Below are 16,377 nucleotides of genomic sequence, written 5' to 3'. Positions count from 1 at the left end.
TTATATGTTCTTTATATCCAGCCTCGGAATCTGGATGCCTCGGCCATTTTTCTCACACCAATCATATAGGCAGCAAGGCGCATATCTACTTTTCGTCCATGAGCAAGACGAAAAATATTTTCAAATGCATGGACCATTACCTGTTCGAGCTTTTCTTCCACCTCTTCTTCTGTCCAGTAATATCCCTGATTATTCTGCACCCATTCAAAATAAGAGACCGTTACCCCTCCAGCACTTGCCAGAACATCCGGTACAAGAAGTACACCTCTATTAGATAATATTTTTGTTGCTTCCATCGTAGTCGGTCCATTTGCTGCTTCCACGACTATGTCTGCTTTTATATTATTGGCGTTTTCTTTTGTTATTTGGTTTTCAATCGCTGCCGGCACCAGAATATCACACTCTACCTCAAGAAGCTCTTGATTGGTCAATGTGTTTTTAAACAAGTTGGTCACTGCTCCAAATGAATCTCTCCGATCAAGAAGGTAATCAATATCTAATCCATCCGGGTCATAAAGAGCTCCGTACGCATCAGAAATGCCTACGATATGAGCCCCAGCATCATAAAGAAACTTAGCCAAGTAGCTGCCTGCATTGCCAAATCCCTGAATAGCAACCTTGGCACCTTCAAGGGCAATGCCTTTCTTTTTAGCCGCTTCTCTCATGCAGATGGTAACTCCTTTTGCGGTAGCAGATTCTCGTCCGTGAGATCCTCCTAACACTATAGGTTTGCCTGTTATAAATCCAGGAGAATCAAACTCCCTGATCCGGCTGTATTCGTCAAGCATCCAGGCCATGATTTGCGAATTTGTAAATACATCGGGGGCAGGAATATCCTTTGTTGGCCCGACAATTTGGCTGATTGCTCGTACATACCCTCTGCTTAAACCTTCTAGCTCACGAAAAGACATGTCTCTTGGGTCACAGATAATTCCGCCCTTTCCGCCTCCATAGGGCAAGTCCACAATGCCGGCCTTTAAAGACATCCAAATAGATAAGGCTTTGACTTCTTTTTCAGTAACGTTTGGATGAAAACGGACTCCACCTTTTGTAGGACCAACCGCGTCATTGTGCTGGGCACGAAATCCGGTAAACACTTTTGTGGAGCCATCATCCATCCGAACTGGAATCCTTACAGTTAGCAAACGTACAGGTTCTTTCATGAGTTCATATATTTCATCTGGATACCCCAGCTTACCCAGGGCCTCTTTTACTACTTTCTGTGTAGAAAGCAAGACATCCATGTTTTCTTGCTCTGTTTTCTCATTTTCTTCCATGTCTGTTCACCTCTATAAAAAAATAGAAAAGCGTTTGTCTCAAGGCCTTTAGCCAGGAGCGTCAATTATCGCGCATGTTCTAGATTTTTTACATTCAATCACTTACTACTATAAAGAAAGATTGCGTTTATTTCTACCGAAACGCTGTCTTTCTTTTTCTCACTTCAAAGAGACTGTCATCCTCTCCTGCCTTTCATTTCAGACCCTTAGATCCAAGCTGGTAAACCCCATAAAAAAACACCTCTTATAAAGAGGTGGCCTATCGTGAAAAGTAAGATACAATCTCACTTACTGCGTTTTCATTCAGCAATCTGGAAGAATATTCTTTTAAAAGTGTATAGGAAGTAGTAGACGGCTCTCCATACTCGGACATCACTGCAATAAAGGTGTCCTCTGAAAGAGCAGTGGTTTCTGCCTTGTGAAAATATATATAGTAGCGCTCTTTATGAAAGAGCAGCTGCCCGCCAGTAATTCCAGAGTCATAAAGACGCCACGCCAGCTGAATAATATCTTCAAACGATCGATATTCAAAAAGCATTTCCGGCCTCTCATCCATCGTTATTTCTAATTCCAGAACATCTTCATCCATTTCTTCAAAAGAACAAGGTGCTTCTTCAGACGATAAATGAATGATCATTCCCTGAGCAGGCAGAGCATATACTTCTACTGATAAATACCCTTCTACTTTAAATCCAAGAACTTCATCTGCTTCAAGAACCATATCTCGGAACAATTGTTTCACTCGAGGAGAGTCATTCCATAGATCATCTTTTTCTAACCCCCGCTCACTTAAATCATCCAACGTTAAAAACACTTTCACTTTATTGGTGGTAATTTTCTCCAGGCGCATAGCTGCCCCTCCTTCGCCCTGATCCACCCCGCTTTGATGCGATCACTTCTTATCCTACTTTATTCATTAAGCTTTTCCACCGTGATAGACTTTTCTACCTTCTATATTGCTGAAAGTAATCATGAAACCAATGATCCCATCCATGTATGGTGGAATCCATCATAAGCAGGTTATTATCCAACTCATTTGTTGATATCCCTTTTAACGCTCTCCCACCAATTCCAGTGACCATCTTCGGGTGTTTTTTTGCTACTGTCTTGACCACTTGAAGGGCACCCTTCAAATTCTCAATCATCGTACACGACATGAAAAAAAGCTTAGGCTCCACTTGATTTACTACCGTGAGAATGTCTCTGCCAGGAACCCCCGTACCTAAGTAAATCACATCAAAGCCTTTTCTCCTCAAAAAAAACGTAAATGTTAGCAGACCTAACTCATGGCGTTCATCAGGTGCACAAACAACCAACACTTTAGGAAGATAGGCATCAACCCGGTAACTTTGAAAGATGTTACCCATTTTCATTTTAATAAAATTTGAAGCGTAATGTTCATGAGCAGCCGTTATAGAATTCCGCTCCCATAAATCCCCTACCTTTATAAGCAGAGGAGTAAATATTTCCATAAGAACCTTTTCGATGGAGAATACACTAAAGGCTCTGTCAGTGAGAGCCTGGGCTTCACTTTCATTAAAAGATAGCAAGGCTTCCATTATTTTAATCGAAAACTCTTCAACCTGCCCGTTATCCTTTACTTCAACAGAATCCAGTTGAAAATTTTCTTTCTCAAATAGATCCACTGCCTGCCCAATGGTAAAACCCTTTTCCACTTTAGCTATTAACCATCGTAAGATCCCTACATGCTCCTCAGTATACAACCGGTGCCCTGCCTGGTTCCTTACTGGTTCTATAATTTGGTAACGACGCTCCCAGGCCCGGAGCGTACCTGGCTGGATTCCAAGCATCTTAGATATTGCCTTAATATTATATTTACCGGTTTCTTTTTGCGACACAGGAGATTTTCACCTCTTACCTTTCTGCGTTTTCTTGAATCAGTTATTTATCGTCTTTTACTAATGTGAGTAAATGTGTCTCTGCCGGCGCTCCCAGCCTCATTGGTATTGTTGTGGTTCCGTAGCCGTTGCTCAGGAGCAGGATGGCACCGTTTCTTTGTTTTATGCCGCCCTTTTCCCTTATCCCCTTTCCAAAGAGCCTGATTTGCCCCCCGTGTGTGTGTCCGCTGAAAACAAGAGATATATTATGAGACTTTTTAAGCTTGTCGATGATGGCTGGATCATGGGCCAGTAATACTTTAAAGCCATCCCCTGAGTATGCTCCTGCTTTTTCCAGATCATCTCTTCCATGATTGAGTTCATCCACTCCTATCAGAAAGAGCCTTTCCCCGTTCTTTTGTAAGACAGCTGTATCATTGGCGAGCACCCTTACGTTGTGGTCCCTTAGTATCTTCTCCAGCCTTCGGGCATCTTTTTCATAATCATTATTCCCCCATACGAAATAAACGGGAGCAATAGATGTAAGCTTTTTAAGATTTTCTTCCACTCTGGAAAAAGGAACTGCTTTTTCCATGATGTCTCCCCCGACAAATACATAATCAGCTTTTCCTTTAACCTCTCTGAGAATGGAAGAGTGAATGGAACGAAAGTGCAAATCAGATATAAAAAAGATCCTTACTCCATGAAAAGAAGAAGGAAGGTTTGAAAAAGAAAATGTGTGCTCACTGACACGATTGCGCCTTGCTTCAATAAGCATGTATCCAAATAATGCAGCACAAACAGTAAAAATAATTCCTATAAATGATTTCACGATTACCCTCCTCGCACTCCTAGAAAGAGTATAGCGAAATTCTACTTCATTGAAAAGAAAAGAAGTGGATACTATTACCACGTCTTCTTCTTTTTACTAAACATCTCTATATCTTTTCCTAGTCTGCTCTTTAAAGGTTATTTTATTGTTTGTACACAAAAAAATAACAGGTTGAAAACCTGTTATAAAACAATCATTGTATGTTTATTTTGTTTATTCACCGTGCCGAAGGCATCTATCACATTGGTTCATATAGGATTCGTGCTGCTCATGCATTTCTTCTCCGCAGTCGGTACACATTTTTGGAGGCAAATTTCTAAAGAATTCCAAGATATTTTTCATACATTCCACTCTCCCTTGAGTTGTTTGTATACTCATTGTATTATAACAGTTCTGAAAATACAACCGTGTTTTATAATATTTTTCCTTTTTTTCTTTTACTGTTCTATTACAATTACTATGTAATGGCTTTGTTAAAAGGTAAGAGTGTATTTTTGATTGCAGGTAACTGTGCGAAACGTCTTCAGGTCTCGAATAATAGGAAAAAACCGCAGCGTCGTTTTCCTGGAAAGTTGAGGCATGGCCCGTCACGTAGAAGACACCGTCCTAAAAGGGCGTCGTACTTGTACCGTTTAGGTAAAAGCAAGCATCTTTTAACGAAAAACAACAACATGATCGAACAAAGCTTATTCAATAAAAAGCGCTGGGACAAAACCTAGTTCGTCCCAGCTCCTACGTAATTATGTTGTTAAGTTGCTGCAGAATGTCTTTCGCACTTCCTTCAATTGTTTTATCAAATTGTGAAAAAGAATCAATCTCTTTATTCAGCCATACCGTTTTCCCTTTTGTCATATAAGGAAGCTGGTTTACTGGCGAGACTTGGAGGCTTGAACCGATAACTAATATCAGGTCTGCTGAATCAATGGCATCCAGGCTTGTTTCCCAGGCCTCTTGAGGAAGCATTTCACCAAACAATACGACGTTTGGTCTCAGTCTGCCACCGCATTCTCTGCAGTTTTCACCATTCAGAAATAACTCTTCAAGAGCTCCTGTACCACAGTTGTGACAGCGAAACGTTCGGATATTCCCGTGGAGCTCTGAAACATTTCTATTACCCGCCTGGTGGTGAAAACCATCAACATTTTGAGTGGCAACGTGACTAACCATGCCCTTTTCTTCCCATTCTGCAACTATAAAATGACCTTCATGAGGCTTACAATGACTGAGACTGATAATCCTGTCCCGGTAGAATTCGTGAAATAAATCATAGTTACGGTGCAGGGCATCCACATTGGCTACAGTAGAAGGATCAATGCTTTTCCACCAGCCTTCTTTCGAACGAAAATCCGGGAGTCCGCTTTCCGTTGACATTCCTGCTCCAGTTAATACAACCGTGTTTTTGCTTTCAATCATCCACTTTCCAACCTCTTCCAATGGCGCCAGTCTCCTTTCAAGGTAGTAAAAAATTTGTTATGTTTTTGTGAAACACATAGCTCTTTCTATTTTACTTTCTTATAATTAATAATGAAAACAACCGATATAGAGAAAAGAGGAAAGAATAATGGACCTCACTGTATTTTTAATTGGGACTGCCTTATTTGCCGGCGGCTTTGCATTACTCCTTTATTTCCTTGTAAAAAAGAAAAAGTTGACTGTGCCTTTTCTTGCTATGGGCGTCGGAGTTATTTTATGTTTTTCGGGGTTAATGCTTGCTTCTCCTTTATATGAGGACGAAGAATCCGAAGAAGCTTTCTCGAGTCTGCCTCAATAACATCGTTCCCCCTCCTTCATGAGCTCCCTTGTAAAATTGAAATATATGGAAGATAATTTGCTAACTTTATTGAATTTTCAATCAATTTAGTTTACACTGTTAGTGAGCGCTTACAATTACGTTTTTGTTCGAAGGAGGAGGAACAAATGATACTTACTAAAATAAAACATCGGTCTCTATTTACTAACGACGATTTACGATACAATGAAAAACTTGGACTTCCGGTAGAAGTATTCTGCACGATGCAAAATACCACGGTAGCATTTGGCCAAATTGAATCTTTTTCCAATTTATCAGTATCCATAGCGAATACATGTTATAACCGAAAGCGGTTTGTGTTCTTCGGTCACCAGCCTGTGGATCATTCAACCCTATAAAAAGAACCGTTCCATTTGGACACGGTTCTTTTTTCACGGGCTTCCCTTCTGTTGGATCATAAATGAAACAGGTTAATATCATAGTTTTCCTGTAAGCATGAAAACAACTCATGCCTTGTTTCCCATCTTTCCTTTGTGTCCCAAAGCTCTTCACTTCTTTGAATTAATTCTTCGCGAAGCTTTTCAAACTCTTCCTCGGCTTTCACAAGTTTTCTTTTCCCTGTGATCAGTGTCCCTGCACCAAGAATGCAGCTGACAGCCGCCAGCTGACCCCACCATACGGTAAACAGCATAAGAATATTTTGTAAAACCTCATTGTGCCCCTGGCTTTGCATGTAAAAAATTGATAAGAGCAGGACTGCCATGCTGACCATTGTAAGGATTCCTGCTCTTTTAACCAGGACAACAGCTGCCTTTTCTTTTTCTTTTCTAGATACTAATTCCAGTAACAACGTTTCAGCCATAGGCGAAATATCAACCTCATTTAATTTTTCAGCTGTCTTTTGCTCCATTTCCCACCTCCTCCACTCTACACTTTATTTGGAGAGTTTAGGAATTATACATTCAGAGAGATGGCATAGGAGAGATTATTCATACCAGATAAAGGAACTTAAACCAAGGAGTACGATCAATATAAATAATATAAACAACAAATTTATGAGAGAAAAATGACTATTTTTCTTTTTGACTTTCTTATTTCTATGAGCTTCACTCCTGGGAGGAAGAGATTCGTTGTTGACTTCGTCATAGCTGTGGTCATTCAAATGAAGGGACACATTATCTTGTTGCATCCTTCGAGAGCGCGCGCTTTTTATCATGAATATTCACCTCTATTGTTTAGAAATGATTTACCCTCTTTCATGCCCTGGTTTACGTTGAGCTGGATTTACTCTCCTTTTTCTTGAAAATGACTGTTATTGGTGCAGTATGTGGCGTAAACGTGCATGCCACTGAAAAATTGTTTCGGCTTTTTGTTCAGTTGTTTCGGCTTTTTGTTCAGTTGTTTCGCTTTCAGGAGGATCGTGACCGCATTCATCACAGCAAATAGCTGGCCGCTCAGACTTCATCGTCTCATTAAATACTTTTAAAAGGCCTTCCCGACGGCACCCCTTTTCGTGAATCCATGTTTCCATTTGCCGAAGTTGACTATATTTCACTCGTTTTCTTTTCACAATCTGATTTTCCAGTATTCTTCCTATCTCTGTCACATTATGAGTCGTGAGAATGGAGGTAGCATCTATGATCTGAAAGAAACGTAAGTAAAAGTGAAGAAAGCGTGCGTGGGTTTCCTCCATTCCGTACTGTTGCATGAGTACTTCCTCTGTGATCTGCTTGCAGGAATGGTTGTTGACGATATTATCTAAAACGGCAAGATATTCCTCTTTAGGGGGAAATTCATTTTCAATCAGCAAGGCAGGAATATCGCCATCTTCTGGGCTTACAAGCAGCAGGGATACACTTTGCCTTCCGTCTCTTCCGGCTCTCCCTATCTCCTGAATAAAGGATTCAAGGTTTGTTGGGTATTGGTAATGAATAACAAAACCAATGTCAGGTTTATTAATGCCCATGCCAAAAGCGCTTGTACAGCATATGACATCTAAGGAAGAGGATAAAAATTGCTGCTGAATCAACAGGCGGTCTTCATTACTCAACCCTCCATGATAAGATGCTGTTGTTTTTGAGGTTTTTTCCCTAATAAGCTGTGCCAGCTTCTCCGCTTTCTTTCGCGAAGAGATATAGACCATTCCCGGCCCAGGAAGATTCTCTATCCATTCGATAAGTTTTTTTTCTTTGCCATGCTCGCCTGTGTGTTTCTCAACAAAAAGGGCAATATTAGGCCTGTCTATGGGGTGAATGAAATGCACAGCCTTCTCTAACTGAAGCTGTGTCACAATATCCTTCTGGACTTTAGGAGTGGCTGTGGCAGTTAATGCCAGGCATGGTGGGTTTCCAATCCTTTTTCTCACTTCACCAAGTCGTAAATAGTGAGTTCGAAATTCATGCCCCCATTGCGATATACAATGGGCTTCATCCACGGCAAACAAAGAAATATTCATGTTTTCAAGGCGGGAAAGTACCCATTCCTGGGTCAATGTTTCCGGTGACAAATAAACGATTTTATGAAAGGGGAGTTCCCTTATTTTCTCCTTTTTTTCCTCATGACTGAGAAAGCTGTTAATAGCTGTCACTGATTTTATCCCTTGCTGCTTCAACTCTTGTACTTGATTGTCCATCAGAGCCAAAAGAGGGGATACTATGACAGCCGTTCCTTCTTTTATAAGAGCGGGAAGCTGATAACAGAGGGATTTCCCTGAACCAGTCGGAAGCATGGCAAAGACATCGTTCCCGTCAAAAATATTCTGTACAATTTGCTTTTGCCCCTGCCTGAACTCTTCATAGCCGAACCATTTCTTTAAAGCATCCTCAAGCTCAAATCCCATGTCTTTCCCCCTGTGCGAGGGCCAGCCGAATCTGAAAGTAAGTAACCCCTGCTCCGACTTCCTCTTTGATTATTTTCAGTTTTTTCGTCTGTCTGCGCATCGACGCTTGAACAATTTCTTTTTGCAGCTGTTCAGAGACATATGTATCAATTAAAAACGACGGATCGTGAGAACTAATTTCAACAATATGGTCTTCTATTGTACTTGGCCGCAGCCCTCGTATAACGGATATTTCCTCTTTACTCTTTTTCTGCAAAAGAAGTTCTTTTGTCTTTAGGGCAGTTGCTGTAAGCCCCTGGCTGTTTTCAATGTCCTTGATAATAGAATATAAAAATGGATATGACCAAGGTCGGGCAGATCCTTCCTTAATCAGATAATGAAGTACACCATTAAAACGGAACCTGGCTTCAGAGCTTTCAATGTCAAATGTTGAAGCACATTGGCCAAAGGTCAGACCAGGGGCTTTCCATCCGCTTAACCTTGAAACAAATATATCTGAGTCCAGTTTTTCGAGTGTGCATAAAAGCTTATGTAATTCTTGAAACAAGGTCTCTGCCGAAGCTTCTTTATCAGGTTTTCTTTTCCACTCTTCTTTCACCCACGTGAGCACATCATGGTTGTTAGTTACTGGAATGTAGTAAGAATCTTTTTTTAAACCGAACGACAAAGCCTGAACAAAAAGAGAAAGCCTTTGCCACAATATAGAAGCCGCTTTTTCGTATAGCCAGCCATTGTAATGGTTAGACCAAGGAGGATGAGAAACGAGTTCATTAACCTTTTCCTTTCCTTTGGAGGTTAATGTGCCGCTGTCTTGTGAAAGTACTATGTACTTCTGTTGAAACGCTAAATCATGAACATCCTGGTTAAATTCTCTTTCACTGTAACCCGGAAGTGACTGAAATAAGAATAACGTCTGATAAAGCTTTCCATCTTGAATCGTTTGTGCTGTTTTTTTCCCTGTAAGAAGGTGGTAAGCGGATCGCAGTGTACGGTCTCCTTGAATGCGAAAAAGAACAAACAAAAGAAGTTTCTGCCTGAATAAAACCCTTTCTGCCAAAGAAACCACCTTCCTTTTTTAATAGTCTTCATTTCCAGTCGGAATAATTATAATATAAACAAAGCCTACTATATCGGCGTCTTGTAAGGTTTTTTCAAGTTTATCTGTTGAAAATTTTATCACGAAAGCATACAATATGAAATAGAAATCAATACGTTATCCATGTAGATAGATTCAATAGAGTCGTGGATAAATTATATATAACAGGAGGATTTCAACATGGCTAAATATACAATTGTAGACAAAGACACATGCATTGCCTGTGGAGCTTGCGGGGCAGCTGCACCTGATATTTATGATTACGACGATGAAGGATTAGCAGAGGTGATCCTTGATGGCGATGAAAATAAAGGAGTAGTAGAAGTACCTGATGAACTGGAAGAAGACATGGAGGATGCCTTTGAAGGTTGTCCGACTGATTCTATTAAGATTGCTGATGAGCCATTTGACGGCGATGCATTAAAATTCGAATAAAAAAGCAGCTCGTCAGCAGACGAGCTTTTTTTATTCCTTTTCCCATTTATCCAGCGGCGGAGAAAAAGAAGGAAAAGTTAAACTTTCTAAAATAAGAGGAACATTATTCAGCCACATTTCCAGTGAGGCGTCAAAGGAAAGAGGATTTTTCCCGTTGCCAGTTTCAATGGTAAACCCGGGGCGCTTCCATTCTTTAATAAACCAATCTTTAAACCCGGCAGCACTGGCAGCGGTTTTTACAGGGTGATAAGAGCTGGCACTGGCAAGCCTCTCAGCGAGATTTTTGCACACCTTAGGTTCCATATCCCGGTATCCCCAGTAAATTTCCTGCCCTTGAGAATGAAATGCCAGCACGTGGGAAAAATCTTCTTTCATTGTAAGCAAGTATATGCTTTTACTTTCAGGCTCACTGATTGGGCTCACCCCTCCGAAATGGCGGTACCACGGCTGCTTTGGACTTGTTTTAGCCTCCTCCTTCCAGCCGGCTGGCCATTGGTGATTTAAATCTACTCCATTTATATTAGCTGACCAATGCCTGAAGTCGGACCAGCCATCATTTATAGCAGCCACCTGTTCATAATGAGAATGTCCTTTAGACAGCCCTTCTTGAACAAGTTCTGCTCCATCAGGGTTTACTAAAGGAACAATAAACAAAGTGGCGTCTTGATACAGCTTATGAGGAGAATAACCGAGCCATGGAGCTTTTGTATTTACTTTTTTTATAAATGTTTTTAAAAAACTCATCAAAAGCCACGAATTCATCCACTCATTGCCATGCCAGGTGCCTGTAAGAAAAATTTTTTTCTGCCCTTTCCCATACTTAAACAGCCATAAGGGCTTCTTCATTACAGACTGGCCGATCTGCTCGACCTTAAGTCCTTTAATCGTTTGACTCTGCAGCAATCTGCGATCATTATCAAGCTCTCTCCATCCGTATTCCTCACTGCATGGATATAACTTTTTTCTTTTCGTTGAAGAAGCATTGTCCGGGATTAGGAGGTGTCTTCCCGGATAAAGATAAGAGTGTGATGAAGGAATCTCCTTGTTGGCTGCCAGCAGATCCTCTATCCTGATATGAAAACGATTGGCAACTTTCGTTAACGTATCACCGGATGTTGTCTTATAAGTAAATACCATACTATCCCGCCTTTCTCATGTATGTAAAAGTATATGAGCTTAAACAAAAATGAGAAGGAGGGAATTGACAGATAACCAGCCTTGTGTTAAATTATCAGACAATAAGAGATAGACAACTGTCTATCTGTCATGGACAATATGATACATGAAATCCGAAGATGAAGAATGACGAAAACTTTGGTCATCCCAGAGAGCCGGCGGTGGTGAGAGCCGGTATGCCAATTTTCCGATAGCCCTTCTGAGCAGTCACTTTGAATAACAGTAGAAGTGAACGGGTAAACCGTTATCTTATGAGCTTAGGCTCCCTAAGGCAGGCATCTCCTGCGAACGAGGGTGGTACCGCGGACTTCCGCCCCTCACGATTATTCGTGGAGGGGTGGAAGTTTTTTAATGGAGCGCTTTCATAACCAAAGGAATTTGCATAATTTATGCTTATTTAGATACAGGCTATGTCCAAAGCACAATATTGTGTGATAAGGTCAAAGCTATAGTCAATGCAGAGGCCAGTGTTTACAGTTCACGAGGCTTAGGCATGAAATACCCTTAGCATAGCTTAGATATAATAAAGGAGAGTGGAGAGGTAATGATTCAGCAGCCAGTTCTTGAACAAACTCAACAGAAAGGAAAGAGTCAGTTGTACAATATACTCGTAGCAGACTCTATGAGCAAAGAAGGATTAGTTCCTCTGCTCAGCAATGAAAATGTAAATTGCGTAGAAAAGAAAGTTGACGAAGTAGAGGATCTTTCCGTGTATGACGCTCTTCTTGTCCGGAGTGCGACGACTGTTACCCCGGAACTCATGGACCAAATGAAGAACTTAAAGATCATAGCTAGAGCTGGTGTCGGTGTTGATAACATTGATATCGATGCTGCAACAAAACGCGGAATAGTGGTGGTTAACGCTCCTGAAGGGAACACAATTTCCACCGCTGAACATACGTTTGCCATGATCATGTCTTTAGCCCGCAAAGTTCCACAGGCCACCATGTCTATTAAAAATGGTGAATGGAACCGCAAAGGATTCCAGGGAACCGAGCTTCGTGGGAAAACCCTGGGAATCGTTGGTTTTGGGAGAATTGGTACTGAGCTTTCCAAGCGTGCCAAGGGATTTGAAATGTCAGTTCTCGTATTTGATCCTTACTTGCCTACATCACGTGCAGAAGAGCTCGGCGTAACCACAGTAGATTTAGACGAGCTTCTGTCCAAAGCTGATATCATTACCGTTCACACCCCGCTTACAAAGGATACAAAGGGTCTTCTCGGCATGGAAAATATTGCAAAAACAAAAAAAGGCGTGTACCTCATCAACTGTGCCCGTGGCGGTATTATTGACGAAGAAGCTCTTGAGCATTATATCGAGAACGGGCATGTGGCAGGAGCGGCTCTGGACGTGTACGAAGAAGAACCTGCTACAAACCACAAGCTGCTTGCCCATGAACAAGTCATTGGAACGCCTCATATAGCTGCTTCCACAAAAGAAGCACAGTTAAACGTGGCTGCTCAGGTTTCTGAAGAAGTGGTAAATTTCCTTGATGGACTTCCTGCTCTTAATTCAATCAACCTTCCTACGATGTCTAAAGAGCTTTATGAAACGATCAGGCCTTATTATGAACTAACGAAAAAAATGGGAGATATTTTATCACAGGTAATGAAAACACCTGTCCAGGAAATTGATGTTCAATACGGCGGAGAGGTTGCTGACCTGGATACATCCGTCTTGACAAGAGCCCTTATGGCCGGGTTTTTAAGCCATCGCGTGGATGCACCTGTCAATGATGTCAATGCTTCTCTTATTGCTAAAGAGCGAGGCATTATCTTTGGTGAGAAGTACCTGACAAATACAGTTGGCTATTCCAACCTGATCAAAGCTACTGTTCAGGGAGAAGGACGCACCTTTACGATTCAAGGAACGTTTGTAAAAGAATACGGCCCACGAATTGTCCGTATCAATGATTTTAACGTTGACTTTTATCCGACCGGGCACTTAATTTACATTCAGCATTCTGACAAACCAGGGGTCATCGGAAAAATGGGACAGCTGTTAGGAGAGCATAATGTCAACATCGCAACCATGCAGGTGGGACGCCAGCAGGAAGGCGGAGATGCCATCATGATGCTTGCTGTAGACAAAGAGGTTACAGATGAGGTTGTTAAAGATTTAACCTCTATTGAGGAAATCACGTACTCTGATAAAATTGAATTGTAATTACCTGCAAAACAAACTCCCTTGCGGTTAGCGCAAGGGAGTTTGTTTATTATACTTGGTACCTTAATGAACCGGCCATATGTAGCGAAGAATCTTACTCTGCTGCACGGGCTTTTTTTTCTGTAAAAATTGCTTCCCTTGCTGAGAAAGTCTTGCATGCCCCTCTTCTTTCACAATGAAGTGCTCCATCTCTGCCACCTTCTCCATGAAACGATATAAAGAGATACCTCCCGGGCGCCTGTGTTTACTTAAAAGCTGGTAACACAATGCCGCTTCAATTCCTTTCCAAAAGCGCCTGTGTAAAAAACCGTCGCGGTCCAGCCTGATTGTTTCATGCATTTCTATCTTTCGCAGGAAAAATAGAAAGGAGTCATAAAGGAGCTCTTCCTGTCCCTGTGAATCAGCCTGTTCGTTTAACCAGAGAAGGAGCGAAGCATCCACAGTAATAGTTTCATCCTCTTCCCATTTCATTTCCATTCGATCCTTTGTCTTCGTAGGTTACTTAAAGTGTATCATAACTTAACTCTTTCAACGATCTTTTCATTTTCTATACAAAGACACTCCTCTTCTGCTGAGTCACTGCTGCTTTGTTCTGAAGCAAGCGTGGAAATACTAAGAAATAAAAAGACAAACCCTACCACCAGTGCAAAAACAAATACCACTAAAAACCGTTTACTGTAATCAGCTATCAAATTTCTTTCTCTCCTTTGCACACAAACTGAGATTAGTGTATGCACTTCACTTTCCTTGTAGAACTTTTTAATCTGTCGCTCCAAATTGAAGAATATTTACATCCACCTTCACTTCAGCAGTTAATAAAGGATATTTGGTCTCTTTCCATTCCTTCGGATCCCAGTCTCTTGTCCTGCTTCGGTATTGTTCTCCAAAGCCTAATGGATCAATATTCAAATCAACAAAATAGTTGATCAAACGCTCACCTGTGTCCTCAATCTGATTAGCTATGGAATCTTCGACAGCTTTTAAGTGCTGATCATTTTCTAAATTAACCTCTCCAATAAAGTCATCCACGTCACCTTTAACATCCAATTGTACCACATAATGGGGATGAGGATTCCGTTTTACCTCCTCATACCTCACCCGGGAATGAATATTATCTAAATGAAGGGTGACATCGACTCCATCTCTTTTCACCTCAAACGTGTGGTTCCCGCTGTGTGACCCTTCAAGTATCATTTTAAAAATAAACGACTCATCAGGGCCTAAATGAGCCACTTTTTTCTCCCCGTCAAAAAGGGCTAGTCCGTTAACAATGATTCGGTCTTCTACTGTTTTTAGAAAGGGAAGGTATGCATCCTTTCCATCACTATGGAAATCAAACAAGAAGCTGTGGAGATTTGAGCGAGGAATGTTCTCTGCATTTTCATTTTCTTCAATTAAATTAGCAAAGTACATGCCCACTCTTTCCCTGGCCCCTGTGTGGTCTGTATCAATCGCCTTTTTAGCTTCTCCTTCCATAATAGATAGGTGAATCTGATTCCCTACTCTCGGATCGCGATAGAAGCTTTCTACAAAGGCACTTATTCCCTCACCCTCTGCCAGGTGCTGACTAAAGGCAAGTATTCTCAATTGCCCGTACCGAAGGGGCCTTTGCCAGTCCCTGGTAAGTTCATTGCGTGTCTCCTTTGGACTTCTCCCTCTTGAGCTTAATGTCACGTTTTCGAGCTGACCTTCCTCTCCGGCTTCAAAATAACTAGGAAACCCGACTGTTTGTTCATAGACCCCTTCTCCTTCATCAAGATCAAATGCTACAATCTGGACAAGAGCTATTTCATCAAGAATTCTTGTCTCCCAGCACCCAGTAAGAAAAATGACAGTAGAGAGAATAAAGAAAGTAAATATTTTTTTTATCATGGTTTCTTGCTCCTCTTCGTTACGATCAACTGAGTAACAAACAAGATTGGTATATACACAGCCAGAAAGTAAAAGCCAAAATTCGATACATAATTATTAAAGTTCCCGATAGCTTCTCTGCTTTGCAGAAGTGGATTTATAATTAACAAAGCAAGCAGAAAAAAGCAAAGGGCATAGCGCTGCCTTATGGGAAACATTTGTTTTAGGCCCCTGCTTGCCGCCCAGAAAGCCAAGCCGATATTTGGGGCAATGATAATCATCCAGATAGAAATACCTATATACTCAAACCTTTCCACAAAGGGAAGCTCTATTACTTTTAAAAGAGTGAGTGTTGCCCAAATCGTACGGTTAAGCTGTTCTTCACTATAAAAAGCCAGGCTTATTATCATCAGGGTCGTATATGTATAAACAGTAGCCCAATGACCCAGCTGTGCCCACTTTAAAGAAGAGGGGGCATTTTTAATAAACGGGTAAAACATTAGCAGAAATTCTACTCCTAAAAAAGTTAAGGTCGTATCCTTAGATCCTAAGAGGATTTCTTCCACGCTGTGCTTCCAGATCGGGAGCAAATTAATAAAATGGGCATATTCAAGGGGCAAAAGCATAACAAAAAACATTACGCTTGGCAGGATGACTCCAAACACACACAATCCTACCACTGCCCTGAATCCTCCTAATATTAAGTAATAAAAGAAAATGACTGTGATAACCGTTAATATTATTGGCGGCATATCTTCAAAAATCCACACCTGCACCACTTCGATATATGTTCTGGAAACGAGGATCGCAAGTGCGGCAAAGTAGGTGATCAGAATAAGGTTCAACAATCCGCCCAACCATTTTCCAAAAAGAGTCTGATGAATACCGATAATGTCAGTATTTCCTCTTTTTAAAATACTGTAGATCATCGAAAGAATAATAGAAATCCCTATTCCCGCAATTATTACTGATATCCAGCCATCGTACCCGCTATGTTCGATGACAATGCGCTGAAAGCCCAACACCCCTATTCCCACCTGCATTCCATGAATAAGAAAAAAAACCATAGGAGGACCAACTTTAAACTGTTCTTTTATTTCATAATTCATACAGCCT

At 41.1% G+C, this 16,377-nt stretch carries 18 protein-coding genes and 1 other annotated feature; of the genes, 4 read left to right on the top strand and 14 right to left on the bottom strand.

Annotated elements, in window-relative coordinates; all coding sequences use genetic code 11:
* Window positions 1–11: 11 nt before the first annotated feature.
* The 6 genes from CEF17_RS04830 to CEF17_RS04805 all read right to left on the bottom strand — a co-directional run bounded on the left by CEF17_RS04830 (window position 12) and on the right by CEF17_RS04805 (window position 5,390).
* Entirely contained in the window at window positions 12–1,277 is a 1,266-nt protein-coding gene (locus CEF17_RS04830) for a Glu/Leu/Phe/Val family dehydrogenase (protein WP_054637400.1), read from the bottom strand.
* Window positions 1,278–1,536: 259 nt separating this feature from the next.
* Window positions 1,537–2,127 (bottom strand): genetic competence negative regulator, encoded by a 591-nt coding sequence (locus tag CEF17_RS04825; protein ID WP_100398521.1) that lies wholly within the window; start codon window positions 2,125–2,127, stop codon window positions 1,537–1,539.
* 94 nt (window positions 2,128–2,221) lie between these two features.
* Window positions 2,222–3,136: a MerR family transcriptional regulator gene (locus tag CEF17_RS04820; RefSeq protein WP_100398520.1), complete on the bottom strand. Its 915-nt coding sequence runs from the start codon at window positions 3,134–3,136 to the stop codon at window positions 2,222–2,224.
* A 43-nt stretch (window positions 3,137–3,179) separates the two neighbouring features.
* On the bottom strand, window positions 3,180–3,947 hold the full coding sequence (locus CEF17_RS04815; RefSeq protein ID WP_232725417.1) for a metallophosphoesterase: 768 nt from the start codon (window positions 3,945–3,947) through the stop codon (window positions 3,180–3,182).
* A 213-nt stretch (window positions 3,948–4,160) separates the two neighbouring features.
* Window positions 4,161–4,289 carry a protein YhfH gene (yhfH, locus tag CEF17_RS04810; RefSeq protein WP_100398519.1) on the bottom strand — a complete coding sequence of 43 codons (129 nt, stop codon included), beginning with the start codon at window positions 4,287–4,289 and terminating at the stop codon, window positions 4,161–4,163.
* Between the two features lie 390 nt (window positions 4,290–4,679).
* A complete protein-coding gene (locus tag CEF17_RS04805) occupies window positions 4,680–5,390 on the bottom strand; it encodes an SIR2 family NAD-dependent protein deacylase (protein WP_100398518.1) in 711 nt (236 codons plus the stop codon).
* Window positions 5,391–5,508: 118 nt separating this feature from the next.
* Here CEF17_RS04805 and CEF17_RS04800 point away from each other — a divergent pair, with 118 nt between their 5' ends.
* Together CEF17_RS04800 and CEF17_RS04795 are read left to right on the top strand one after the other, a co-directional pair.
* Window positions 5,509–5,718, top strand: a complete 210-nt coding sequence (locus tag CEF17_RS04800; protein WP_100398517.1) for a hypothetical protein — start codon at window positions 5,509–5,511, stop codon at window positions 5,716–5,718.
* A 146-nt stretch (window positions 5,719–5,864) separates the two neighbouring features.
* Window positions 5,865–6,095: a hypothetical protein gene (locus CEF17_RS04795; protein WP_100398516.1), complete on the top strand. Its 231-nt coding sequence runs from the start codon at window positions 5,865–5,867 to the stop codon at window positions 6,093–6,095.
* 56 nt (window positions 6,096–6,151) lie between these two features.
* Here CEF17_RS04795 and CEF17_RS04790 read toward each other — a convergent pair whose 3' ends face one another.
* The 3 genes from CEF17_RS04790 to CEF17_RS04775 all read right to left on the bottom strand — a co-directional run bounded on the left by CEF17_RS04790 (window position 6,152) and on the right by CEF17_RS04775 (window position 9,593).
* Complete coding sequence (locus tag CEF17_RS04790; RefSeq protein ID WP_100398515.1) at window positions 6,152–6,607, bottom strand: DUF2663 family protein; 456 nt, start codon at window positions 6,605–6,607, stop codon at window positions 6,152–6,154.
* A 402-nt stretch (window positions 6,608–7,009) separates the two neighbouring features.
* A complete protein-coding gene (locus tag CEF17_RS04780) occupies window positions 7,010–8,536 on the bottom strand; it encodes a RecQ family ATP-dependent DNA helicase (RefSeq protein WP_100398513.1) in 1,527 nt (508 codons plus the stop codon).
* The gene (locus CEF17_RS04775) at window positions 8,526–9,593 is read right to left on the bottom strand and encodes a YpbB family protein (RefSeq protein WP_157842927.1); all 1,068 of its coding nucleotides are present in this window, start codon (window positions 9,591–9,593) and stop codon (window positions 8,526–8,528) included. Before CEF17_RS04775 ends, CEF17_RS04780 begins: the two co-directional genes overlap by 11 nt.
* 219 nt (window positions 9,594–9,812) lie before the next feature.
* Between CEF17_RS04775 and CEF17_RS04770 the strand changes: the two genes are divergently transcribed.
* Window positions 9,813–10,067 carry a ferredoxin gene (locus tag CEF17_RS04770; RefSeq protein ID WP_100398511.1) on the top strand — a complete coding sequence of 85 codons (255 nt, stop codon included), beginning with the start codon at window positions 9,813–9,815 and terminating at the stop codon, window positions 10,065–10,067.
* Between the two features lie 30 nt (window positions 10,068–10,097).
* On the opposite strand, the gene CEF17_RS04765 is transcribed toward CEF17_RS04770, so the two are convergent.
* Window positions 10,098–11,204 (bottom strand): M14 family metallopeptidase, encoded by a 1,107-nt coding sequence (locus CEF17_RS04765; RefSeq protein ID WP_100398510.1) that lies wholly within the window; start codon window positions 11,202–11,204, stop codon window positions 10,098–10,100.
* Window positions 11,205–11,350: 146 nt separating this feature from the next.
* Window positions 11,351–11,564, top strand: a binding site (T-box leader).
* 223 nt (window positions 11,565–11,787) lie between these two features.
* On the opposite strand from CEF17_RS04765, the gene serA reads away from it, so the two are divergent.
* Complete coding sequence (serA, locus tag CEF17_RS04760) at window positions 11,788–13,410, top strand: phosphoglycerate dehydrogenase (protein WP_198508884.1); 1,623 nt, start codon at window positions 11,788–11,790, stop codon at window positions 13,408–13,410.
* A gap of 63 nt (window positions 13,411–13,473) precedes the next feature.
* Here the strand turns inward: serA and CEF17_RS04755 are convergent, their stop codons facing one another.
* The 4 genes from CEF17_RS04755 to CEF17_RS04740 form a co-directional block, all read right to left on the bottom strand.
* Window positions 13,474–13,887, bottom strand: a complete 414-nt coding sequence (locus CEF17_RS04755) for a hypothetical protein (RefSeq protein ID WP_198508883.1) — start codon at window positions 13,885–13,887, stop codon at window positions 13,474–13,476.
* A 35-nt stretch (window positions 13,888–13,922) separates the two neighbouring features.
* A complete protein-coding gene (locus tag CEF17_RS04750; RefSeq protein ID WP_100398508.1) occupies window positions 13,923–14,102 on the bottom strand; it encodes a hypothetical protein in 180 nt (59 codons plus the stop codon).
* A 67-nt stretch (window positions 14,103–14,169) separates the two neighbouring features.
* Window positions 14,170–15,282, bottom strand: a complete 1,113-nt coding sequence (locus CEF17_RS04745) for a Ger(x)C family spore germination protein (RefSeq protein ID WP_100398507.1) — start codon at window positions 15,280–15,282, stop codon at window positions 14,170–14,172.
* Window positions 15,279–16,370, bottom strand: coding sequence for a GerAB/ArcD/ProY family transporter (locus tag CEF17_RS04740; RefSeq protein WP_100398506.1), 1,092 nt, complete (start codon window positions 16,368–16,370; stop codon window positions 15,279–15,281). The genes CEF17_RS04745 and CEF17_RS04740 overlap by 4 nt, the downstream gene beginning before the upstream one ends.
* Window positions 16,371–16,377: the final 7 nt, after the last annotated feature.

Source organism: Bacillus sp. FJAT-44742, assembly GCF_002797315.1.
Taxonomy (GTDB): domain Bacteria; phylum Bacillota; class Bacilli; order Bacillales; family Marinococcaceae; genus Thalassorhabdus; species Thalassorhabdus alkalitolerans.
This window is presented reverse-complemented; position numbering and strand designations above follow the sequence as displayed.